The organism is Caldimonas caldifontis, from assembly GCF_002930615.1.
Lineage (GTDB): Bacteria > Pseudomonadota > Gammaproteobacteria > Burkholderiales > Burkholderiaceae_C > Caldimonas > Caldimonas caldifontis.
Genome location: NZ_PSNX01000001.1, coordinates 198,591 through 220,259, shown reverse-complemented (window position 1 = coordinate 220,259; position 21,669 = coordinate 198,591). Strand labels below are relative to the sequence as shown.

At 68.1% G+C, this 21,669-nt stretch carries 17 protein-coding genes; 12 read left to right on the top strand and 5 right to left on the bottom strand.

Annotated elements, in window-relative coordinates:
* Positions 1 to 51: 51 nt before the first annotated feature.
* From C1704_RS01040 to C1704_RS01020, 5 genes are all read left to right on the top strand, one after another.
* Complete coding sequence (locus tag C1704_RS01040; RefSeq protein ID WP_104300104.1) at positions 52 to 759, top strand: 16S rRNA pseudouridine(516) synthase; 708 nt, start codon at positions 52 to 54, stop codon at positions 757 to 759.
* A 9-nt stretch (positions 760 to 768) separates the two neighbouring features.
* Complete coding sequence (locus C1704_RS01035; protein WP_104300102.1) at positions 769 to 1,767, top strand: bifunctional riboflavin kinase/FAD synthetase; 999 nt, start codon at positions 769 to 771, stop codon at positions 1,765 to 1,767.
* A gap of 89 nt (positions 1,768 to 1,856) precedes the next feature.
* The gene (gene ileS, locus C1704_RS01030) at positions 1,857 to 4,736 is read left to right on the top strand and encodes an isoleucine--tRNA ligase (protein WP_104300101.1); all 2,880 of its coding nucleotides are present in this window, start codon (positions 1,857 to 1,859) and stop codon (positions 4,734 to 4,736) included.
* Positions 4,736 to 5,257 carry a signal peptidase II gene (gene lspA / locus C1704_RS01025; RefSeq protein WP_104300099.1) on the top strand — a complete coding sequence of 174 codons (522 nt, stop codon included), beginning with the start codon at positions 4,736 to 4,738 and terminating at the stop codon, positions 5,255 to 5,257. Before ileS ends, lspA begins: the two co-directional genes overlap by 1 nt.
* 58 nt (positions 5,258 to 5,315) lie before the next feature.
* Positions 5,316 to 6,122 (top strand): DUF2189 domain-containing protein, encoded by an 807-nt coding sequence (locus C1704_RS01020; RefSeq protein WP_104300097.1) that lies wholly within the window; start codon positions 5,316 to 5,318, stop codon positions 6,120 to 6,122.
* On the opposite strand, the gene C1704_RS01015 is transcribed toward C1704_RS01020, so the two are convergent.
* Positions 6,123 to 7,106: a quinone oxidoreductase family protein gene (locus C1704_RS01015; protein WP_104300095.1), complete on the bottom strand. Its 984-nt coding sequence runs from the start codon at positions 7,104 to 7,106 to the stop codon at positions 6,123 to 6,125.
* An 86-nt stretch (positions 7,107 to 7,192) separates the two neighbouring features.
* On the opposite strand from C1704_RS01015, the gene C1704_RS01010 reads away from it, so the two are divergent.
* Together C1704_RS01010 and C1704_RS01005 are read left to right on the top strand one after the other, a co-directional pair.
* Positions 7,193 to 7,501, top strand: a complete 309-nt coding sequence (locus C1704_RS01010) for a putative signal transducing protein (RefSeq protein ID WP_104300093.1) — start codon at positions 7,193 to 7,195, stop codon at positions 7,499 to 7,501.
* The gene (locus C1704_RS01005; RefSeq protein ID WP_104300091.1) at positions 7,498 to 8,391 is read left to right on the top strand and encodes a DMT family transporter; all 894 of its coding nucleotides are present in this window, start codon (positions 7,498 to 7,500) and stop codon (positions 8,389 to 8,391) included. The genes C1704_RS01010 and C1704_RS01005 overlap by 4 nt, the downstream gene beginning before the upstream one ends.
* A gap of 12 nt (positions 8,392 to 8,403) precedes the next feature.
* Here the strand turns inward: C1704_RS01005 and polA are convergent, their stop codons facing one another.
* Positions 8,404 to 11,184: a DNA polymerase I gene (gene polA, locus C1704_RS01000; RefSeq protein WP_104300089.1), complete on the bottom strand. Its 2,781-nt coding sequence runs from the start codon at positions 11,182 to 11,184 to the stop codon at positions 8,404 to 8,406.
* A gap of 57 nt (positions 11,185 to 11,241) precedes the next feature.
* On the opposite strand from polA, the gene C1704_RS00995 reads away from it, so the two are divergent.
* From C1704_RS00995 to C1704_RS00980, 4 genes are all read left to right on the top strand, one after another.
* Positions 11,242 to 11,547, top strand: coding sequence for a hypothetical protein (locus C1704_RS00995; RefSeq protein ID WP_104300087.1), 306 nt, complete (start codon positions 11,242 to 11,244; stop codon positions 11,545 to 11,547).
* A gap of 29 nt (positions 11,548 to 11,576) precedes the next feature.
* Entirely contained in the window at positions 11,577 to 12,545 is a 969-nt protein-coding gene (locus C1704_RS00990) for a homoserine kinase (RefSeq protein WP_104300086.1), read from the top strand.
* Complete coding sequence (locus tag C1704_RS00985) at positions 12,542 to 13,363, top strand: BPSS1780 family membrane protein (RefSeq protein ID WP_104300084.1); 822 nt, start codon at positions 12,542 to 12,544, stop codon at positions 13,361 to 13,363. The genes C1704_RS00990 and C1704_RS00985 overlap by 4 nt, the downstream gene beginning before the upstream one ends.
* A 150-nt stretch (positions 13,364 to 13,513) precedes the next feature.
* Positions 13,514 to 15,505 (top strand): PhoX family protein, encoded by a 1,992-nt coding sequence (locus C1704_RS00980; protein ID WP_104300082.1) that lies wholly within the window; start codon positions 13,514 to 13,516, stop codon positions 15,503 to 15,505.
* Between the two features lie 66 nt (positions 15,506 to 15,571).
* Here C1704_RS00980 and C1704_RS00975 read toward each other — a convergent pair whose 3' ends face one another.
* From C1704_RS00975 to C1704_RS00965, 3 genes are all read right to left on the bottom strand, one after another.
* Positions 15,572 to 16,366: an IclR family transcriptional regulator gene (locus tag C1704_RS00975; RefSeq protein WP_104300351.1), complete on the bottom strand. Its 795-nt coding sequence runs from the start codon at positions 16,364 to 16,366 to the stop codon at positions 15,572 to 15,574.
* Positions 16,367 to 16,397: 31 nt separating this feature from the next.
* On the bottom strand, positions 16,398 to 17,975 hold the full coding sequence (locus C1704_RS00970) for a class I adenylate-forming enzyme family protein (RefSeq protein ID WP_104300080.1): 1,578 nt from the start codon (positions 17,973 to 17,975) through the stop codon (positions 16,398 to 16,400).
* A gap of 109 nt (positions 17,976 to 18,084) precedes the next feature.
* Entirely contained in the window at positions 18,085 to 20,463 is a 2,379-nt protein-coding gene (locus tag C1704_RS00965; protein ID WP_104300078.1) for a UvrD-helicase domain-containing protein, read from the bottom strand.
* Positions 20,464 to 20,669: 206 nt separating this feature from the next.
* Here C1704_RS00965 and C1704_RS00960 point away from each other — a divergent pair, with 206 nt between their 5' ends.
* A complete protein-coding gene (locus C1704_RS00960; RefSeq protein WP_104300076.1) occupies positions 20,670 to 21,647 on the top strand; it encodes a GMP reductase in 978 nt (325 codons plus the stop codon).
* Positions 21,648 to 21,669 lie beyond the last annotated feature (22 nt).

Genomic DNA, 21,669 nt, shown 5'->3' with positions numbered 1-21,669 from the left:
ACCGGCCAGCCGCCTACGGGCGGCTGTCCTGTTTCCAGCATTCCTCTCATCATGCGATTGCGCGACGTGCTCTTCAGCCAGGGTTTCGGGACCCGCCGGCATTGCGACGCCCTCATCCTCTCGGGTGAGGTCCGCATCGCGGGGCAGGTCTGCGATGACCCGGGCGAAGCGGTCGACACACAAGGCCTGGTGTTCAACCTGGAAGGCCAGGACTGGCCCTTCCATGCCAAGGCGCTGGTGATGCTGCACAAGCCGGCCGGCTACGAGTGTTCTCAGAAACCCTCGGCCTGGCCCAGCGTGATGACCTTGCTGCCCGGCCCTTTGCGCACCCGCGGCGTGCAGGCCGTGGGCCGGCTCGACCAGGACACCACCGGCCTGCTGCTGCTCACCGATGACGGCGCGCTGATCCACCGCCTCACCTCGCCGAAGAAGCATGTGCCCAAGGTCTATGAGGCCCTCACCGCCGACCCGGTGACGCCCGGGCAGGTGGCCCAGTTGCTCGGCGGCGTGGTGCTGCATGACGACCCCAGGCCCGTGCGTGCGGCGGCCTGCGAAGCCACCGGCGAGCGCTCGCTGCGCCTCACGCTGACCGAGGGCAAGTACCACCAGGTCAAGCGCATGGTGGCGGCCACCGGCAACCATGTGGCACACCTGCACCGCAGCCAGTTCGGTGCACTGCCGCTCCCGGCCGACCTCGCCCCGGGCCAGTGGCGCTGGCTTGCGGGGCCGCAGGACATCCTGGGGCCGGGCGGCGGATAATCGGCGCCCATGCGTGTCTTCCGCGGCTTTCATCACCAAGGTCTGGCGCCCGCCTGTGCGTTGACCATCGGCAACTTCGACGGCGTGCACCGCGGCCACCAGGCCATGCTGGCCCTGCTGCGCAACGAAGCCCAGCATCGCGGTCTGCCCAGTTGTGTGCTCACCTTCGAACCCCATCCGCGGGACTACTTCGCCCAGGCGCTGGGCAAGCCTGAGATGGCCCCGGCCCGCATCGCTCCGCTGCGCGACAAGCTCACCGAACTGCAGCGCTGCGGCATCGACCAGGTGGTGGTTCTGCCCTTCGACCAGCGGCTGGCCAGCCTCGCGCCCGAGGCCTTCATCGACGAGGTGCTGGTGCATGGCCTGGGCGCCAAGTACGTGCTGGTGGGTGATGACTTTCGCTTTGGCGCCAAGCGGGCCGGCGACTATGCCCTGCTCGACCGGCTGGGCGACCAGCGCGGCTTCGACGTGGCGCGCATGATGAGCTACGAGGTGCATGGCCTGCGCGTGTCGAGCTCGGCCGTGCGCGAGGCCCTGGCCGCCGGCGACATGGACCGCGTGACCAGCCTGCTGGGCCGCCCCTACAGCCTGAGCGGTCACATCGTGCATGGCCGCAAGCTGGGCCGCGACCTGGGATTCCGCACCCTCAACCTGCGCTTTCCCCACCCCAAGGCGGCCGCCCAGGGCATCTTTGCCGTGCGCACCTACGGGCTGACCGACGAGGCGCTGGACGGCGTGGCCAGCCTGGGACTGCGCCCGACCGTGGACCACAGCGGCCGGGTGCTGCTGGAGGTCTATTGCCTGGACTGGCCTGCCCACCTGGGGCTGGAGGGGGGCTACGGTAAAATCGCCCGGGTGGAACTGCTGCACAAACTGCGCGACGAAGCCCGCTACGACACGCTGGAGGCCCTGAAGGCCGCCATCGACCGTGACGTGGCCAACGCGCGCGCCTACTTCGCCTCGCTGCACGGCCAGACGCGCCGCCAGACCACGCGCGACCGAATTTGACGCTGCCCTGAGCGGCGACACCGGGCCCCCGCCTGCCCCGCCCCTTTGGGGCCCGAGACCCTGAAGCGCCTTGCGCGCGCCCCACGACCATGAGCGACGCCAAAGACTACCGAGCCACCCTGAATCTGCCCGACACGCCCTTCCCCATGCGCGGCGATCTGCCCAAGCGCGAGCCGGGCTGGGCCCAGGCCTGGGACGAGCAGGGGATCTACAAGCAGCTGCGTGATGCCCGCTGCGGCAAGCCCAAGTTCATCCTGCACGACGGCCCGCCCTATGCCAACGGCAAGATCCACATCGGGCATGCCGTCAACAAGGTGCTCAAGGACATGATCGTCAAGGCGCGCCAGCTCGCCGGCTTCGACGCGCAGTACATCCCTGGCTGGGACTGCCATGGCCTGCCGATCGAAAACGCCATCGAAAAACTCCATGGCCGGGGCCTGAGCCGCGACGAGATGCAGGCCAAAGCCCGGGCATTTGCCACCGAGCAGATCGCCCAGCAAATGGCTGACTTCAAGCGCCTGGGCGTGCTGGGCCAGTGGGACCGGCCCTATCGCACGATGGACTTCGTGACCGAGGCCAACGAGATCCGCGCCTTCAAGCGTGTGATGGAGCGCGGCTTCGTTTACCGCGGCTTGAAGCCCGTGTACTGGTGCTTCGACTGCGGCTCGTCGCTCGCCGAGTTCGAGATCGAATACCAGGACAAGAAGAGCCAGACGCTGGACGTGGGCTTCCTGTGCGCAGAACCGGCCAAGCTGCTGCAGGCCTTCTTCCGCGAAACCGGCCTGCCCCATGGCAGCCCCGAGGGCCTGGAAGGCCGGCCGATGTATGCGGTGATCTGGACCACCACCGCCTGGACCATCCCCGCCAACCAGGCACTCAACCTCAACCCCGAGATCGTCTACGCGCTGGTGGAAACCTCGCGCGGCCTGCTGGTGCTGGCCGAGTCGCTGGTGGAGGCCTGCCTGAAGCGCTACGGCCTGGAGGGGCGCGTGCTGGCCACCACCCAGGGCCGTGCGCTGGAGAAGATCCATTTCCACCACCCGCTGGCCCATGTGCACCCGGGCTACGACCGGCTCTCGCCCGTCTACCTGGCCGACTACGCCACCGCTGATGACGGCACCGGCATCGTGCACTCGGCGCCCGCCTACGGCGTGGAGGACTTCAACTCCTGCGTCGCCCATGGTCTGGCCTACGACCAGATCCTCAACCCCGTGCAGGGCAACGGCCAGTACGAGGCCGCGCTGCCGCTGTTCGGCGGTCAGAACATCTGGAAGGCCTGCCCGGCGATCATCGAGACGCTGCGCGAGCATGACCGGCTCTTCGCCACCGAGACCATCACCCACAGCTACCCGCACTGCTGGCGCCACAAGACGCCGGTGATCTACCGCGCAGCCGCCCAGTGGTTCGTGCGCATGGACGAGGGCGAGGGCATCTTCACCACCGACAAGGCCCCCAGGACCCTGCGCCAGATGGCGCTGGAGGCCATCGACCACACGCAGTTCTATCCCGAGAACGGCCGCGCCCGGTTGCGCGACATGATCGCCAACCGGCCCGACTGGTGCATCAGCCGCCAGCGCAGCTGGGGCGTGCCCCTGCCCTTCCTGCTGCACGTGGACAGCGGCGAGCCGCACCCGCGCACACCCGAGATCATCGACCTGGCCGCCCAGGTGGTGGAGGCCGGCGGCATCGAAGCCTGGAGCAAGCTCACCACGGCCGAGATCCTGCAGCGCATCGGCGACGCGACCGACCCGGCGCAGTACACCAAAAGCACCGACATCCTGGAGGTGTGGTTCGACTCGGGGACCACGCACACCACGGTGCTCAAGGGCAGCCATGCGGGTGCCGGCCACGACAGCGGGCCCGAGGCCGACCTGTACCTGGAAGGCCATGACCAGCACCGCGGCTGGTTCCATTCCTCGCTGCTGACGGCCTGCGCAATGTACGGCCGCGCCCCCTACCGCGGCCTGCTCACCCATGGCTTCACCGTGGATGGCCAGGGCCGCAAGATGAGCAAGTCGCTGGGCAACACCGTCGTGCCGCAGGAGGTGAGCGACAAGCTGGGCGCCGAGATCATCCGCCTGTGGGTGGCCTCCACCGATTATTCCGGCGACCTGGGCATCGACGACAAGATCCTGGCCCGCGTGGTGGACGCCTACCGCCGCATCCGCAACACCCTGCGCTTCCTGCTGGCCAACACCAGCGACTTCAACCCGGCGAAGGACGCCGTGCCGGTCGAGCACATGCTGGAGGTGGACCGCTACGCGCTGGCGCGCGCCGCCCAGCTGCAAGCCGAGATCCTGGCCCACTACGACGTGTACGAGTTCCACCCGGTGGTGGCCAAGCTGCAGGTGTACTGTTCGGAAGACCTGGGCGCCTTCTACCTGGACGTGCTGAAGGACCGGCTCTACACGACCGCGCCGGGCTCGCGCGCGCGCCGCTCGGCCCAGACCGCGCTGTGGCACATCACCCACGGCATGCTGCGCTGGATGGCCCCCTTCCTGAGCTTCACCGCCGAGGAGGCCTGGAAGGTGTTCGCCCCCGGTGCTTCTGCGTCGATCTTCATCGAGACTTTCTGGGGCTTTCCGGCCGCCGGTGACGAGGCACTGCTGGCCAAGTGGTCGCGCATCCGCGAGATTCGTGACGTGGTCAACAAGGAGATCGAGGCGGTGCGTTCCACGGGGCAGGTGGGCGCCTCGCTGCAGGCCACCGTGCGCATCACGGCCGGCCCTGAGGACCGCGCCCTGCTCGAAAGTCTGGGCGAGGACTTGCGCTTCGTGCTCATCACCTCGGCCGCCACCGTGGTCGATGGCACCGAGCTGACCGTACAGGTCACGCCCAGCACGGCCACGAAGTGCGAACGCTGCTGGCATTACCGCGACGACGTGGGCGCCGACAGCCAGCACCCCACACTGTGCGGCCGTTGCGTGAGCAATCTCTTCGGTGCCGGCGAGACCCGCGAGGTGGCTTGATGAACGTCAAGACGGCACCCACCCCTCACCTGGGCCGCTGGCTCGGTATCGCCCTGGCCATCATCGTGCTGGACCAGCTCACCAAGGCGCTGATCGTGCACCACTACCAGCTCGGAGACAGCACGCCCATCACGTCGTTCTTCAACATCGTGCGCGTACACAACCCCGGTGCGGCCTTCTCTTTCCTGGCCTGGGCCTCGGGCTGGCAGCGCTGGTTCTTCATCGTGCTGGGCATCGCCGCCTCGATCTTCATCACCTGGCTGCTGCACCGTCATGGACACGAGAGGATGTTCGCCTGGGCGCTTGCGCTCATCCTGGGCGGCGCGATCGGCAACGTGATCGACCGTGTGTGGCACGGCTATGTGGTGGACTTCTTCGATTTCCACGCCGGAGGACGTCACTTCCCGGCCTTCAACCTGGCCGACAGCGCGATCACACTGGGGGCGATCCTGCTGATCCTCGACGAGATCCGCCGCATGCGGCGCGCGCGCGCCAGCGCAGGCGTCCCGGGGAAGTCCTGAGCACTGCCGGGGGCGCCGGCTTGCAGAATCGTCGGCATCCGCTGCCGACGGTTCTGCCATGAACGCCCCCGAGGTCTCGCCCCCACCCCCCACTGTCTTCGATCTGCCCCTGCACCCGCTGGGCTTTGCCGACCCGCTGCGCTGGCTGGCCCGTGGCTGGAAAGACTTCATCCGCTGTCCCGGCCTGGGGCTCTTTTTCGGGGCCTGCTTCGCCGTGATGGGCTGGCTGCTGCTGGCCGTGTATGAGCATGCCCCCGCCTACACGCTGGCGCTGAGCGCAGGCTTCCTGCTGATGGGTCCCTTCCTGTGCCTGGGCCTGTACGAGGCCAGCCGCCGACTGGAGCAAGGCCAGCGGCCGGACCTGGGCAGTTCGCTGCTGGCCTGGGAAGCCAAGGTGGGCACCATGGCCATCTTCGGCGGCGTGCTGCTCATCCTCGAGATGCTCTGGGGCCGCGCCTCGCTGGTGGTGTTTGCCGTGAGCTTCGACCAGGTGCCCGACTTCCAGGGCTCGCTGTGGAAGCTGCTCGCGCCGGAGAATCTGAACTTCATCCTCGCCTACCTGGCCGTGGGCGGTGTGTTCGCCGCGTTGATCTTCGCTGTGAGCGTGGTGAGCCTGCCCATGATCCTCGACCGGCAGACCGATGCGATCTCGGCGGCCCTCACCAGCCTGCGCCTGTGCCTCACGCAGACCGGCGTGATGCTGTGGTGGGGCTTCCTGATCACGGCGCTGGTGGTGCTGGCGCTGCTGCCGGCCTTTCTGGGCCTGCTGGTCATCGGCCCGGTGCTGGGCCATGCCAGCTGGCATGCCTACCGTGGTGCGGTGGGCCATCACCCGGGGCAGGACACCCCCGCCCCAGGCGCCTGATCAGGGCAGCAGCACCGTGGAGCCGGTGGTCTTGCGCGCTTCCAGGTCGCGATGGGCCTGGGCCACATCGGCCAGCGGGTAGCGCTGGTCGATGCGGATCTTCACCTGCCCACTCGTCACCATGCCAAAGAGATCATCGGCCATGGCCTGGGTGGATTCGCGAGTGGCCAGATGGGTGAAGAGCGTGGGTCGGGTCACGTAGAGCGAGCCCTTGGCCGCCAGGGTGCCCACGCTGAAGGGCGGCACGGGCCCCGAGGCATTGCCGTAGGTGACCATCAGACCCAGGGGGCGCAGGCAGTCGAGCGAGGCCTCCCAGGTGTCCTTGCCGATGGAGTCATAGACCACCTTCACGCCACGCCCGCCGGTGATCTCCTTCACCCGGGCCACGATGTCCTCGGTCTTGTAGTTGATGACGTGGGCGGCACCCATCTCACGGGCCAGCGCACACTTCTCGTCGCTGCCGGCCGTGCCGATGAGTTGCAGACCCATCGAGCGGGCCCACTGGCAGGCGATCAGGCCCACGCCACCGGCCGCGGCATGGAAGAGCACAGGGTCGCCCGGCTGCAGCCCCCCCTGGGGCTGGGTCTTGCGCAGCAGGTACTGCACCGTCAGGCCCTTGAGCATCATGGCCGCGCCGGTCTCGAAGTCGATGCCGTCGGGCAGTTGCACCACACAGCGCGCCGGCATCACGCGCACTTCGCAGTAGGCGCCGGGCGGCTGGCTGGCGTAGGCCACGCGCATGCCGGGCGCCAGGTGCGTCACCCCCTCCCCGATGGCCTCGACCACCCCGGCAGCCTCCATGCCCAGCGTCAACGGCAGGGCGCCCTGGTACAGGCCGGTGCGCTGGTAGATGTCGATGTAGTTCAGGCCACAGGCATGGTGGCGGATGCGCACCTCGCCGGGGCCGGGCTCGCCGACGTTCACGTCCACGAGCTGGAGCTGCTCGGGCCCGCCGAACTGCTGGATCTGGATGGCCTTGGGCATGTCGTTCTCCTCGATGGTTGGGGGTTCTCAGGCGCCACGATAAGCCCGCCTGGACGAGTTTGCACGACCAGGGGCATGATGCCGGCATGAAACGCCTCGCACAGGCCCCCAACGTCACCGTCGCCACGCTGTGGGCCGACTGGCTGACCCACGCCGGCATCGAAGCCAGCGTGCAGCGCTATTTCGCCGGCGGCATCGCGGGCGAAATTCCCCCCGACCAGGGCCTGCCCGAGGTGTGGGTGAAGCATGCCGAGCAATGGACGCGTGCCCGCGAGCTGCTGGAGGCCTTGCAACACCCACGCGAGCTGCACTGGACCTGCCCCGCGTGCGCAGAGCGCATCGATGGGCCCTTCGAGCAATGCTGGCAGTGTGGCGCTAACATGCCGCCTCCGTGACGCGTCTCCCTCCCCTGACCCTGCTGTGGCTCGTGCTGCCGCCCCTGCTGTGGGCTGGCAATGCCGTGGCCGGCCGCCTGGCGGTGGGCTCGGTCTCGCCGCTGCTGCTCAATGCCGTGCGCTGGGCCATTGCGGCGCTCATCCTGCTGCCCCTGGGCTGGCGCATCCTGAAGGCCCAGGGCCCTCTGTGGCCCCGCTGGAAGCGATTCACCGTTCTGGGCCTGCTGGGCATGGGCAGCTACAACGCGCTGCAATACCTGGCGCTCACCACCTCCAGCCCGATCAACGTGACGCTGATTGCGGCCAGCATGCCGGTGTGGATGCTGTGCGTGGGCGCGCTTTTCTTCGGCGAGCGGGTGCGGCGCGCGCAGCTGCTGGGCGCCGTGCTGTCGCTGGCCGGCGTGCTGCTGGTGCTCTCGCGCGGCGACTGGCACACGCTGATGCAGGTGCGCCTGGTGCCGGGCGACCTGTACATGGTGGCCGCGACGATCTCCTGGGCCTTCTACAGCTGGATGCTGGCGCGCCCCGCGCCCGGCGAACGCGCCTGGCCCTGGGCCGAGTTCCTGATGGCGCAGATGGCCTTCGGCCTGGTGTGGGCCGGTGGGGCCGCGGTGGGCGAGTGGGCCGTGGGCGCCGCCCACCTCGAATGGAACGGCTGGGTGCTGGTGCTGCTGGCCTACGTCGCCATCGGCCCGTCGCTCATTGCCTACCGCTGCTGGGGCGTGGGTGTGGCGGCCGTGGGCCCCACGATCGCCGCCTTCTTCGGCAACCTCACGCCGGTGTTCGCCGCGCTGATGTCGGTCGCCCTCCTGGGCGACCTGCCGCGCTGGTTCCACGGCGCGGCCTTCGTGCTGATTGCCGCCGGCATCGTGGTGTCGTCGCGGCGCTGAGGTGCCGCGGACTCAGTGGGCCTGGTCCCAGTTGGGGCCGACGCCCACCTCGGCCACCAGGGGCACCGAGAGTTCGGCCACCGAGGCCATGATGCGCGGCACCTCGGCCTTCACCCAGTCGAGCTCGGCCTCGGGCACCTCGAAGACGAGTTCGTCGTGCACCTGCATCACCATCAGCGTCTCTCGATGGTGTTCGTCGAGCGCGGCCTGCACCGCGATCATCGCGAGCTTGATGAGGTCGGCCGCCGTGCCCTGCATGGGCGCGTTGATGGCCTGACGCTCGGCCGCGCTGCGTCTGGGCCCGTTGCCGCCGCGGATCTCGGGCAGCACGATGCGGCGACCGAAGAGCGTTTCCACATAGCCCAGCTCGGCCGCGCGTGCCTTGGTGGTGTCCATGTAGCGCTTCACGTCGGGGTAGCGCTGGAAGTAGCGGTCGATGTAGTCCTTGGCCGCCTTCTGCTCGATGCCCAGGCTGGCGGCCAGACCGAAGGCGCCCATGCCGTAGATCAGGCCGAAGTTGATGGTCTTGGCGTAGCGGCGCTGCTCGCTGCTCACCTCGGCAGGCCCCACGCCGAAGATCTCGGCCGCGGTGGCGCGGTGCACATCCATGCCTTCGGCGAAGGCGCGGCGCAGCGTGGCGTCGCCCGAGATGTGGGCCATGATGCGCAGTTCGATCTGCGAGTAGTCGGCCGAGACGATGACCCGCCCAGGCGGCGCCACGAAGGCCTCACGGATGCGCCGGCCTTCCGGTGTGCGGATGGGGATGTTCTGCAGGTTGGGGTCGTTGCTCGACAGCCGCCCCGTCACCGCCACGGCCTGGGCGTAGTTGGTGTGGATGCGGCCGGTGTGGGGGTTGACCATCAGCGGCAGCTTGTCGGTGTAGGTGCCCTTGAGCTTGGACAGGCTGCGGTGCTCCAGGATGCGCGCCGGCAGCGGATAGTCGGCGGCGAGCTTTTCCAGCACCTCCTCGTCGGTGGAGGCAGCCCCGCTGGCCGTCTTCTTCACCACCGGCAGCCCCAGCTTGCCGAAGAGGATCTCGCCGATCTGCTTGGGGCTGCCCAGGTTGAAGGGCTGGCCGGCCAGTTCATGGGCCTCGGTCTCCAGGGTCAGGATGCGCTGGGCCAGTTCCTGGCTCTGCCGCTCGAGCACCTGGGCATCGACCATCACGCCGTTGCGCTCGATGCGTGCGAGCAGCGCCGAGGTGGGCATCTCGATGGATTCATACACGTAGCGCAGGCCCGGCGCGGCCTCGATCTGCGGCCACAGCACCTCGTGCACCTGCAGGCACATCTCGCTGTCTTCACCGGAATACTCGGTGGCCCGCTGCACATCGACCTGGGCAAACGGGATCTGGTGCGCTCCCTTGCCACACAGGTCTTCGTACTCGATGCCGCGACGGCCCAGATGGCGATCGCCCAGGCTGCCCAGGTTGTGAGGCCTGTGGGCTTCGAGCACATAGCTCTGCAGCATGGTGTCGTGCACGTAACCGCGCACGGTGATGCCGTGGTTGGCGAACACATGCAGGTCGTACTTGACGTGCTGGCCGAGCTTCTTGCAGCGTGCATCCTCCAGCCAGGGCTTCAGGCGCGCGAGCACCTCGTCCAGCGGCAGCTGCGCGGGGGCATCGGCATAGGTATGGCCGGTGGGCACATAGGCGGCCTCTCCCGGCTGGACCGCAAAGGAAATGCCGACGATGCGCGCGCGCATCGCCTCCAGGGAGTCGGTTTCCGTGTCCAGTGCCACCAGGGGGGCCTGCTTCAGCCGGGTGATCCATGCATCCAGGCGTGCCCAGTCCAGCACGGTCTCGTAGTGCCGATCGACGGGTGCCGACGGCGCGGGTGGCGGGTCGGCGAACAGGTCGCTGGTGGCGCCGGGCGGGGAAGCCGCCGGGCTCGTGACGGCAGCGCGTGACTCCAGTTCACGCTTCCAGGTCTTGAAGCCGTTGCGCGTATAGAAGTCCAGCAGGGCCGCCGTGTCGATCTCGCGCATCGCCAAGGCATCCAGACGGGGCCACATCGGTACATGCGCCGACAGATCACAATCGGTCACCACCGTGATGAGGCGTCTGCCAAGCGGCAGCCAGTCCAGCGCCTTGCGCAGGTTCTCGCCCGCCACGCCCTTGATGGTTTCGGCCGCAGCGATCACGCCGTCGAGCGAGCCGTGCTCGGCGATCCACTTGGCAGCCGTCTTGGGGCCGACCTTGTCCACGCCGGGCACGTTGTCCACCGCATCGCCGATGAGGGTGAGGTAGTCGACGATGCGCTCAGGGGGCACGCCGAACTTGGCCTTCACTCCGTCCACGTCCAGCGACTCGTTGCTCATCGTGTTGATGAGCGTGACGTCCTCGTTGACCAGCTGGGCCAGGTCCTTGTCGCCCGTGGAAATGACAACCCGGTGACCGGACTCTCGCGCCACGCGGGCCAGCGTGCCGATCACGTCGTCGGCCTCGATGCCCGGGACCTCCAGCACCGGCCAGCCCAGCAGCTTCACCACCTCGTGGATGGGCCCGATCTGGGCTGCCAGATCCTCGGGCATGGGCGCACGCTGCGCTTTGTATTCGGGGTACCACTCGTCACGGAAGGTGGGGCCCTTGGCATCGAAGACGCAGGCGGCATGTTCGGCCGGGAACTGGTCGCGCAGGCGCTTGAGCATGGCGATCAGGCCGTGCACGGCGCCGGTCGGCTGGCCTTCCGGCCCGCGCAGGTCGGGCAGCGCATGATAGGCACGGTAGAGATAGCTGGAGCCGTCAACCAGCAGCAGGAGCGGCGCGGCACTGGGGGTGTGTTCGTCCATGGGCGGCATTGTCGGGCATCGGGCGCTGCCGGGAGGGGCTGCGCCTACAATGGCCGCATGCCGTACCGCACCTGCCTCGCCATCCTGCTGGGGATGCTGTCCGGGCCCTCCTGGGCTCAGGCACCCTCGCCTGCGCCGTCGAGCGGGCCGCCGGAGCCGGCGGTCCAGGTCATTCGCATTGAGGACGAATCCACCCGCATCGACGAGCTGCGCGTGCGCGGGGAAACGCGTCACATCAGCGTGCAGCCCAAGAAGGGTGGCCGAGCCTACGAAGTGGTCCCCCCTGACAGCGGGCGTGATCCGTCGCAGCAGGGCGCCAGCGGCGCCACGGGCCAGCGTGTCTGGCGCTTCCTGACTTTCTGAGGCCGGGCCCGCCCGGCAACCGCCTGTCCATGGCCGTATTCACGACCGTTTCGCCCGAGGAAGCCTCCGCCCTGGTCCAGCGCCTGCAGCTGGGCACCCTGGTGGACCTGCGCGGCATCACGTCCGGGATCGAGAACACCAACTACTTCGTCACCGCTGAACGCGAGGGCCGGCGCACTGAATACGTGCTCACGCTGTTCGAACGACTGGGCTTCGAGCAACTGCCGTTCTACCTGCACCTGATGAAGCACCTGGCGGGCCGCGGCATCCCGGTGCCCGACCCGAAAGCCGACGCATCGGGTGAGATCTTGCACGCGGTGTGCGGCAAACCAGCGGCCCTGGTGGACAAGTTGCGTGGCAGCCACCAGCTGGCCCCCAGCAACGTTCACTGCCATCAGGTGGGCGCCATGCTCGCGCGCATGCACCTGGCCGGGCAGGACTATCCGCGCGTCCAGCCCAACCTGCGCGGGCTCCCCTGGTGGGTCGAGACCGTGCCCTCCATCCTGCCCCACCTCGACGGGGCGCAGAGACAGCTCCTGGAAGACGAGCTGGCCTTCCAGCGCTCGCACGCCCAGTCACCCGCCTACCTCGCGCTGCCACGCGGCCCCATCCACGCCGACCTGTTCCGTGACAACGTGATGTTCGAGGGCGACACGCTCACGGGCTTCTTCGACTTCTACTTTGCCGGTGTCGACACTTTCCTTTTCGATGTTGCCGTGTGTCTGAACGATTGGTGCACCGATCTCGACTCCGGTCGGCTGGATGAGGGGCGTGCGCAAGTCTTCGTGGCCGCCTACCAATCGGTGCGCCCGCTGACCCATGACGAGGTTCGCCTGATGCCGGCCCTGCTGCGCGCCGGCGCGCTGCGCTTCTGGATCTCGCGCCTGTGGGATTTCCATCTGCCGCGCGACGCCCACATGCTCAAGCCCCACGACCCTGGTCACTTCGAACGCATCCTGCGCCAGCGCGTGGAGACGCCCTGGCACCCCGAACCATGAAGCTGCAACACGTCAAGCCGCTGCAAGGCATCGTCTGGGTGCGACGCGGCTTCCAGGTCTTCCTGCGCCAGCCGCTGGCCTACACGGCGCTGTTCTTTGCCTTTCTGTTCGCCGCCTTCATGCTGGTCATCACGATGCGGCAGCTGGGCGCGCTCACCGTGCTGGTGCTCATGCCTCTGGTGTCGCTGGGCTTCATGCTGGCCACCCGCAAGGCCTTGGGCGGGGAGTTCCCGCTGCCCTCGCTGTTCATCGAGCCGCTGCGAGGCTCGCGCCGCCAGACCGCGGCACTGCTGCAGATCGGTTTGGCCTACGCCGTGCTGTCGATGGCCACGATGTGGCTGGCCGACGTCATGGATGGTGGCAAGGTCGATGCGCTGCAGGGCGCCATGGCCACGGGTGACGCCACGGCCGAGATGATGGATGACCCGTCCATTCAAGGTGCCCTCGTGACACGCCTGTTGCTCACCGTGCCCTTGAGCCTGCTGTTCTGGCATGCCCCGGCCCTGGTGCACTGGGGCGGCAAGGGCGCGCTGCAGTCGGTCTTCTTCAGCGTGGTGGCCTGCTGGCGCAACCTGGGTGCCTTCGTGGTGTACTTTCTCACCTGGGCCGCGGCGGTGCTGGTTTTCGGTGTCGTGGCCACCCTCATCTTCTCCTTGCTGTCGGCCCCGCAGCTCATGGCCCTGGTGGCCTTCCCCGCCACGCTGATGTTCGTGACAGCGTTCTACGCATCGCTGTACTTCACCTACGCCGACTGCTTCGCCGACGAGCCGCCCGAGGCAGAACCCGCCTCGCTCGCGGCGCCTCCCGACGCGTCCTGAGCCCGGGCCACACGCGTGCGAACGGCGGGCATGTGACAGCCGCGTCACGAAGGCGTCACGGCTTCGTCACTGCGCTTCACCATCATCGCGCTCGCTGAGGCGTGACCCACGTCACGCCCAGGTTGTCCAACCCACGAGCAGGAAACCGCGATGAGCGTCATTGACACCGAAGACATCCCCACCAGCCCCGCTTCTCAGCCCCACTTCAACGAGATCGTCGAAGCCGCGCGTTCGCGTCGCGGCTTCCTCAAGGCCGGCCTGGCCGTGGGCGCCGTGAGCTTCCTGGGCGCCGGCCTGAGCGGCTGCGGTGGCGGCAGCGACAACGATGACGACACCCCGCCCGCCCCCGTGATGCTGGGCTTCACGGCAGTGTCCGCCAACTCGCTGGACACCGTCACCGTGCCCACCGGCTACCGCTCGGCCGTGTTCTGCCGCTGGGGCGACCCGCTGTTCCCGGACTCCCCGGCCTGGCGGCCCGATGCCACCAACACCGCCGAATCTCAGCGCCGGCAGATCGGCGACAACCACGACGGCATGCACTTCTTCCCCATCAACGGAAGCAGCACCGAAGGCCTGCTCGTGATGAACCACGAGTACCTCAACGACGAATACTTCTACCCTGCCAGCGTGACACCCGGTGGCACCGGCTGGAGCCTGGAGCAGGTGCGCAAGGGTCAGTACGCCCACGGCGTATCGGTGGTGCATGTCCGGCGGGTCAACGGCAACTGGGAAGTGGTGATCCCTTCGCAGTACAACCGCCGCATCCACGGGCTCACCGCCATGGCGATCACCGGCCCCGCCCGCGGCCATGCGCTGATGCGCACCAGCGCAGACCCCGAAGGTGAAGTCGTGCTGGGCACGCTGAACAACTGCGGCAACGGTACGACGCTGTGGGGCACCTACCTCACCTGCGAAGAGAACTTCAACGGCTACTTCAGCAACCTCGGCGGCGTGACCCGCACCCCCAACGAGGCTCGCTACGGGCTGCCCACCGGCAACTCCGGCTACCGCTGGGCTGATCATGATCCGCGCTTCGATTACTCCACCGAGCGCAACGAACCCAACCGTTTCGGCTGGATGGTCGAGATCGACCCGTTCGACCCGACCTCCACCCCCAAGAAGCGCACCGCGCTGGGCCGCATCAAGCACGAGAACGCAGCCATGACGCTGTCGGCCAACAACCGGGTGGTCGTCTACATGGGCGACGACCAGGCGAACGACTACGTGTACAAGTTCGTCTCCAGCGGCACCTACAACGCCAGCACCCCGCAGCTCAACCGCGACCTGCTTGATTCGGGCACGCTCTACGTGGCGCGCTTCGACGCCGGTGCCACGACCAACGACATGATGGGCTCGGGCGTGTGGATCCCGCTGGTGCTGACGACGCCGACCACGACCGCCGGCCAGACCCTGGGTGACCTGTACGCCGACATGGGCGAGCTGCTGGTGAATACCCGCCTGGCCGCCGACGCCGTGGGCGCCACGCGCATGGACCGCCCGGAATGGGTCACCGTGCACCCCACCAACGGGGAGGTGTACATCACGATGACCAACAACAGCGGACGCACCACGGCCGACGAGGCCAACCCACGCGCCAGCAACGTGTATGGGCAGATCCTGCGCTGGCGCGAAGCTGGCAACGATGCCGCTGCCACCACCTTCGAATGGGACATCTTCGTGCTGGCTGGCAACCCCACTGTTCACACGACCGCCGGCGACCTGCGGGCCGGCTCGTCGAACGTGACGGCCGACAACCTCTTCAACAGCCCCGACGGCCTCGCCTTCGATGCGGACGGCCGCCTGTGGATCCAGACCGACGGCAACTTCTCGAACGTGGGCAACTTCGCGGGCATGGGCAACAACCAGATGCTGGTGGCCGATCCGCAGACCCGCGAGATCCGCCGCTTCCTGGTGGGCCCCTCGGGTTGTGAGATCACCGGCATCACCTGGACGCCGGACAAGCGCACCATGTTCATCAACGTGCAACACCCGGGTGAGTACGGCAGCCATCCCAACCGCCCCAGCATCGACCCGAAGGACGATGCCCTGGCCTTCTCGCAGTGGCCAGAAGCCGCGGGTGGCCGTCCGCGCTCGGCCACCGTGGTGGTGTGGAAGGAAGACGGCGGCGTGATCGGCACCTGATCGCCGACCATCCGTCATGCAAATCGGGCCCTCAGGGGCCCGATTTACATTGGAACGCAGCGTGCCTCAATGCCCCGCATGCTCCAGTCGCGCGCCCAGTGCCATCAGGCGGGGCCGCACCTCGTTCATCAGGAAGTCCGGGCTCAGTGCAAAGGCCGGGCCACCACAATTGATGGCCATCAGCGAGCGGCTGCCTGCGGGCCGGAACGCAATCGCGATGGCGTTCACGTCCTTCTGCCAGTCGCCGAAAGACGCACACACCCCGAACTCTCGGTACTGCTGCACCGCCTGCTCGATGCCCTGACGGATGCGCGGCCAGGCCACTTCGTCCAGTTCGCGGATGCGGTCCATCAGGTCATGGCGTTCGCCGTCTGCGCACATCGCCAGGTAGGCGCGGCCCATGGCCGTGGTGGCGAGCGGGATGCGCGATCCCACGTCAAGGCTCAGTGTGAGAGCCGCCGGGCTGCGGCAGTTCTCGACATAGATCATGCTCAGGCGGTCGCGCGTGCCCAGCGACACCATGGCCTGCGAGAAATCAGCCAGCTCCTGCATCAGCGGGCGTGCAATCTGGCGGGCATCCATGCGGGCCAGCATGGTACTGCCCAGCGACAACGTGGCACTGCCCAGGCGGTAGCGGCCGGTGTCTTCCACATATTCCAGGTAGCCCAGCTTGGTCAGCGTGTAGGTCAGGCGCGAGATGGTGGACTTGGGCAGCTTGCAGCGCCGCGCCAGTTCCTGGTTGCCCAGCATGCGGTCGCCCGAGCGGAAGCAGGCCAGCACCTCCAGGCCGCGCGCCAGGGCCGTGACGAAGTGCCGGTCTTCCTTGATGCGGCCGGTCGCGCCGGCGGAGGGCTCGTTCATGACGTCAGAGGAGATCGGGTGGTCCATGCGGTCAGGCCTCCTTGGGTGAAGAAAGCTGCAGCGCCTGTTCGCGCAGGCGCTGCTTGTAGAGCTTGCCCGTGGCCGACGCCGGCAACTGAGGCATGACGATGATCTGCGCCGGCAGCTTGTAGGGCGACAGCCGCTCGCGCAGCCAGGCCATCAGGGCGTCGGTGTCGAGGCTGCGGCCGGGCACGGGTTCGACGAAGGCCACCACCTCCTCGTTGCCCGGGACCGGGCGGCCCACCACGGCCGACAGCACCACATCGGGATGGGCGTTGAGCACGTCTTCCACTTCCACCGGGTAGACGTTGAAGCCCGAGCGGATGATGAGCTCCTTCGAGCGGCCCACGATGGTGAGCGTGCCGTCGGTTTCCACGCGGGCGAGGTCACCGGTGTTGAGCCAGCCCTCGGCATCCACCGTCTCGGCCGTGAGCGCCGGGTTGCGGTAGTAGCCCTTCATGACGTTGGGCCCGCGCAGCCAGAGTTCGCCCGTCTCACCCACCGGTACGGGCGCCCGCGTGGCCAGATGCACCACCCGCACCTCGATGCCGGGTATGGGTGGGCCCACCGAGCAGTCGCGCCGCGGCGCATCCAGGCGGGTCTGGCAGATGGAGGGCGACGCTTCAGTCATGCCGTAGCCGTTCTGCAAAGTGAGGCCGAAGTGCTGCTCGAAGCGGTCCTTCAGCGCCTGGTCCAGCGGCGCGCCACCCGACTGCGCCACCCGCAACGCGGGCGCGCGCAGGGTGTTGCCAGGCCGATCGCCCCACGCCAGCAGCTTGGCGTACATGGCCGGCACGCCGTGCAGCACGGTGATGCCTTCGTCCGCCAGCGCCCGGGCCATGGCCTCGGGGGCGAAGCGGGCGGCCAGCACCAGGCTGGCGCCGGCCGAGAGCGTGGCCAGCAGCACGGCGGTCAGGCCATACACATGTGACAGCGGCAGCACGCCATAGACGCGGTCCGTGCTCGAGAGACGGCGCTGGCGGCGGCTGTTCGCCGCGATGAAGAGCAGGTTGGCGTGGGTGAGCATCACACCCTTGGGGGCGCCGGAGGTGCCCGAGGTGTAGATCAGTGCGGCGACCTGTTCGGCCGCCGCCTCGCTCACCGGTTCGGGCGAGGCCTCGGGGTGGCCGGCGGCGAGCAGCACGTCCCCCGCGCCGGGCCAGCGCCGCGGCTGGCCGGCCAGGCGCTGCAGATGACGCACCGCCTCGGTCGAGGCCTCGGCCAGGCCGATCACCACGCGGGCCCGGGAATGGTCGATGAAGGTGTCGATCTCGCGCTCGGACAGACGTGCATTGACCAGCGAGACCCAGGCGTCGAGCCGGCTGCAGGCCAGCACCAGCAGGGCGGCCGCATTGCAGTTCTCGCCCACCACCAGCACGCGGTCGCCTGCCTGCACACCCGCCTCGCGCAGACCCTGCACCACCCCATCCACGGCCGCCGCCAGGGCGCCGTAGCTCAGGGCAGCGCGCTCGTCCTGCAGCGCAGGCGCATCGGGCTGCCGCTGCGCCCAGTGGTCGAGCCAGTGGTGCAGGCGTTGCGGCCGCAGGTCTTCCGCAGCGTCGAGGCTGAAGGTGTCTGTTGAACTCAAGGCAAAGGCTCCTCTCCGCGCCTGGTCAGGTACCGGGCCGCCAGATGATAGAGCCGATTCTGCTTCTCAGTTCTTCATTCTGCAATGCAGAATCACCACGGCGTGCTGATCAGCTCTCCACGGGGGTGAGCTTGGCCACGCTCAGGGCCAGCCACTTCATGCCATGGCGGCCGAAATTGATCTGGGCGCGTGCATCGGCCCCGCTGCCTTCGATGGTGAGGATCACGCCCTCGCCGAACTTGTTGTGGAACACACCCTGGCCGGCACGCAAGGCCTGGCCCTCGCTGGTGGTGGCCTTGGGTGCGGCCCAGGCCGGCGGGGTGTCGGGCTGGCGGCCGGCGCCCACGATGCCGCCCAGGCCCGAACCACGCTGCCAGGCGGCGCGGTAGTCGCGCTCGAAGCCCGAGCCGAAGCCCTGGTGGCGTGGCGTGATCCACTTCAGCGCGCTTTCGGGCAGTTCGTCGAAGAAGCGGCTCTTGACGTTGTAGCGTGTCTGGCCATGCAGCATGCGCGTCTGGCTGTGGCTGAGGTACAGGCGCTTGCGCGCGCGGGTGATGGCCACATACATGAGCCGGCGCTCCTCTTCCAGCCCGTCGGCATCCGACAGCGAGTTTTCGTGCGGGAAGAGGCCCTCTTCCAGGCCGGTGATGAAGACCACGTCGAACTCCAGGCCCTTGGCCGCGTGCACGGTCATCAGCTGCAGCGCATCCTGACCGGCCTGGGCCTGGTTGTCCCCGGCCTCCAGCGCCGCGTGGGTCAGGAAGGCGGCCAGCGGCGAGACGATCTCGCCGGTTTCAGCGTCCGGCGCCAGGTCCACCGCAGCCACGGCCGGGGGGCTGCCTTCGGCGATGGCGCCGGCCTGCTCGTCCACCGGCAGGGCCACGGCGTCCTTGCCGAAGCCCTCCTGCGTCACGAAGGCCTCGGCGGCATTGACCAGTTCGTCCAGGTTCTCCAGCCGCTCCCGGCCTTCCTTTTCGGTGCGGTAGAAGTCGGCCAGGCCCGAGGCCTCGATCACGTGCTCGATGATCTCGCGCAGCGTGAGGCCCTGCGTGGCCTCGCGCATCGCATCCACCAGCGCCACGAAGGCCGCGAGGTTGGCCCCGCCCTTGCCCGCCACGGCGCCCACGCTCTGGTGCAGGCTGCGGCCGCTCGCGCGGGCGGCGTCCTGCAACTGCTCGATCGTGCGTGCGCCGATGCCGCGGGTGGGGAAGTTCACCACGCGCAGGAAGCTGGTGTCGTCGTTGGGGTTCTCGATCAGGCGCAGGTAGGCCAGCGCATGCTTGATCTCGGCCCGCTCGAAGAAGCGCAGCCCGCCATACACACGGTAGGGGATGCCGGCATTGAAGAGGGCGCTTTCCAGCACGCGCGACTGGGCGTTGCTGCGGTAGAGCACCGCTGTTTCACTGCGCGCCACGCCGTCGCGGTGCAACTGCTGCGCCTCCTCGATCAGCCACTGCGCCTCGGCAAAGTCGCTGTTCGACTCGTACACCCGCACCGGCTCGCCCGGGCCTGCCTCGGTGTGCAGGTTCTTGCCCAGGCGCCGCGTGTTGTGCGAGATGAGGGCATTGGCCGCATCGAGGATGTTGCCGAAGCTGCGGTAGTTGCGTTCGAGCTTGATGACCTGGTCCACGCGGAACTCGCGCTCGAAGTCGGCCATGTTGCCCACCTGCGCGCCGCGGAACGCATAGATGCTCTGGTCGTCGTCGCCCACGGCCATCACGGCGCTTTCGGGGCCGGCGAACATCTTGAGCCACGCGTACTGCAGCTTGTTGGTGTCCTGGAACTCGTCCACCAGGATGTGGCGGAAGCGCCGGTTGTAGTGTTCGCGCAGCGCCGCGTTGTCGCGCATCAGCTCATAGGTGCGCAGCATCAGCTCGCCGAAGTCGACCACGCCTTCGCGCTGGCACTGGTCTTCGTAGGCCTGGTAGACCTCGATGAGCTTGCGCGTGTGCTCGTCGCGCACCTCCACGTCCTTGGGCCGCTGGCCGTCTTCCTTGCAGCCGGCAATGAACCACGTCACCTGCTTGGGCACGAAGCGTTCCTCGTCGAGGTTCATCGCCTTGATCACCCGCTTGACGGCCGAAAGCTGGTCCTGCGAGTCGAGGATCTGGAAGCTCTGCGGCAGGCCGGCCAGCTTCCAGTGCGCGCGCAGGAAGCGGTTGCACAGGCCGTGGAAGGTGCCGATCCACATGCCGCGCACGGGGATGGGCAGCATCGCGCTCAGGCGCGTGAGCATCTCCTTGGCCGCCTTGTTCGTGAAGGTGACGGCCATCACCCCGCCCGGCCCCACCTGGCCGGTCTGGATCAGCCAGGCGATGCGGGTGGTGAGCACCCTGGTCTTGCCCGAACCCGCGCCGGCCAGCACCAGCACGTGGCGCGGCGGCAGCGTCACCGCCGCGTACTGCTCGGGGTTGAGATGCTGCAGCAGGCCGGCCGGGGCCGTGGGAGGCGCCGCGGCGGGCTCGGAATCGGAAGGAAACAGGCTCATGGGCTCATTCTAGGAGGGGCATGGCGCAGCCCGCCCTTGCGCGTAGAATGCGCTACCGGGCCCAAATGTTGGAGCCCGGTTTTTTGTGTCCACCGCCCCCGCTGACGGTTTCGGACCCGACCGGCTCCAAATCAAGCGCTCGCAGCCATTGGGCCGCGCACTGCCTCAACGCGCCGCCCGCCCCACTGCAACCCGGAGCCTTGACCATGGAAATCTTCGACTACGACAACATCCTGCTGCTGCCGCGCAAATGCCGCGTGGAAAGCCGCAGCGAATGCGACCCCTCGGTGGAATTCGGCGGCCGCCGCTTCAAGCTGCCGGTGGTGCCGGCCAACATGAAGACGGTGCTGGACGAGCGCATCAGCGAATACCTGGCCGCCAACGGCTACTTCTACGTGATGCACCGCTTCGACCTGGACAACGTCGCCTACGCCAAGAGCATGCGCGACAAGGGCTTGTTCGTCTCGATCAGCTCGGGTGTGAAGGCCGCCGACTACGCCGTGATCGACCGCCTGGCCGCCGAAGGGGTGGGCGCCGACTACATCACCATCGACATCGCGCACGGCCATGCCGAAAGCGTGCGCAAGATGATCGAGCACATCAAGCACAAGCTGCCGCAGGCCTTCGTGATCGCCGGCAACGTGGGCACGCCTGAGGGCGTGATCGACCTGGAGAACTGGGGGGCGGATGCCACCAAGGTGGGCATCGGCCCCGGCAAGGTCTGCATCACCCGGCTCAAGACGGGCTTCGGCACTGGCGGCTGGCAGCTCTCGGCGCTGAAGTGGTGCGCCCGTGTGGCCACCAAGCCCATCATCGCCGACGGGGGCATCCGCCACCACGGCGACATCGCCAAGAGCGTGCGCTTCGGCGCGGCCATGGTGATGATCGGTTCGCTCTTCGCCGGCCACGAGGAATCGCCGGGCACCACGGTCGAGGTGGACGGCAAGCTCTACAAGGAGTACTACGGCTCGGCCAGCGACTTCAACAAGGGCGAGTACAAGCACGTGGAAGGCAAACGCATCCTCGAGCCCATCAAGGGCCGGCTGGCCGACACCCTGCGCGAAATGCGCGAAGACCTGCAAAGCTCCATCAGCTATGCCGGTGGCCGCACCCTGGCCGACCTGCGCAAGGTCAACTACGTGATCCTTGGCGGCGAGAACGCCGGCGAACACCTCTTCATGTAGGCCTGACGGCCGCAACGCCTAA

Coding starts and splice junctions, on each gene's coding strand:
- C1704_RS01035 (WP_104300102.1), top strand. CDS start 769: ATGCGTGTCTTCCGCGGCTTTCATCACCAAGGTCTGGCGCCCGCCTGT.
- polA (WP_104300089.1), bottom strand. CDS start 11,184: ATGGACGAACACACCCCCAGTGCCGCGCCGCTCCTGCTGCTGGTTGAC.
- C1704_RS01040 (WP_104300104.1), top strand. CDS start 52: ATGCGATTGCGCGACGTGCTCTTCAGCCAGGGTTTCGGGACCCGCCGG.
- C1704_RS00975 (WP_104300351.1), bottom strand. CDS start 16,366: ATGAACGAGCCCTCCGCCGGCGCGACCGGCCGCATCAAGGAAGACCGG.
- C1704_RS00995 (WP_104300087.1), top strand. CDS start 11,242: ATGCCGTACCGCACCTGCCTCGCCATCCTGCTGGGGATGCTGTCCGGG.
- C1704_RS00990 (WP_104300086.1), top strand. CDS start 11,577: ATGGCCGTATTCACGACCGTTTCGCCCGAGGAAGCCTCCGCCCTGGTC.
- C1704_RS01015 (WP_104300095.1), bottom strand. CDS start 7,106: ATGCCCAAGGCCATCCAGATCCAGCAGTTCGGCGGGCCCGAGCAGCTC.
- C1704_RS00960 (WP_104300076.1), top strand. CDS start 20,670: ATGGAAATCTTCGACTACGACAACATCCTGCTGCTGCCGCGCAAATGC.
- C1704_RS01020 (WP_104300097.1), top strand. CDS start 5,316: ATGAACGCCCCCGAGGTCTCGCCCCCACCCCCCACTGTCTTCGATCTG.
- C1704_RS01010 (WP_104300093.1), top strand. CDS start 7,193: ATGAAACGCCTCGCACAGGCCCCCAACGTCACCGTCGCCACGCTGTGG.
- C1704_RS00965 (WP_104300078.1), bottom strand. CDS start 20,463: ATGAGCCTGTTTCCTTCCGATTCCGAGCCCGCCGCGGCGCCTCCCACG.
- ileS (WP_104300101.1), top strand. CDS start 1,857: ATGAGCGACGCCAAAGACTACCGAGCCACCCTGAATCTGCCCGACACG.
- C1704_RS00980 (WP_104300082.1), top strand. CDS start 13,514: ATGAGCGTCATTGACACCGAAGACATCCCCACCAGCCCCGCTTCTCAG.
- lspA (WP_104300099.1), top strand. CDS start 4,736: ATGAACGTCAAGACGGCACCCACCCCTCACCTGGGCCGCTGGCTCGGT.
- C1704_RS00985 (WP_104300084.1), top strand. CDS start 12,542: ATGAAGCTGCAACACGTCAAGCCGCTGCAAGGCATCGTCTGGGTGCGA.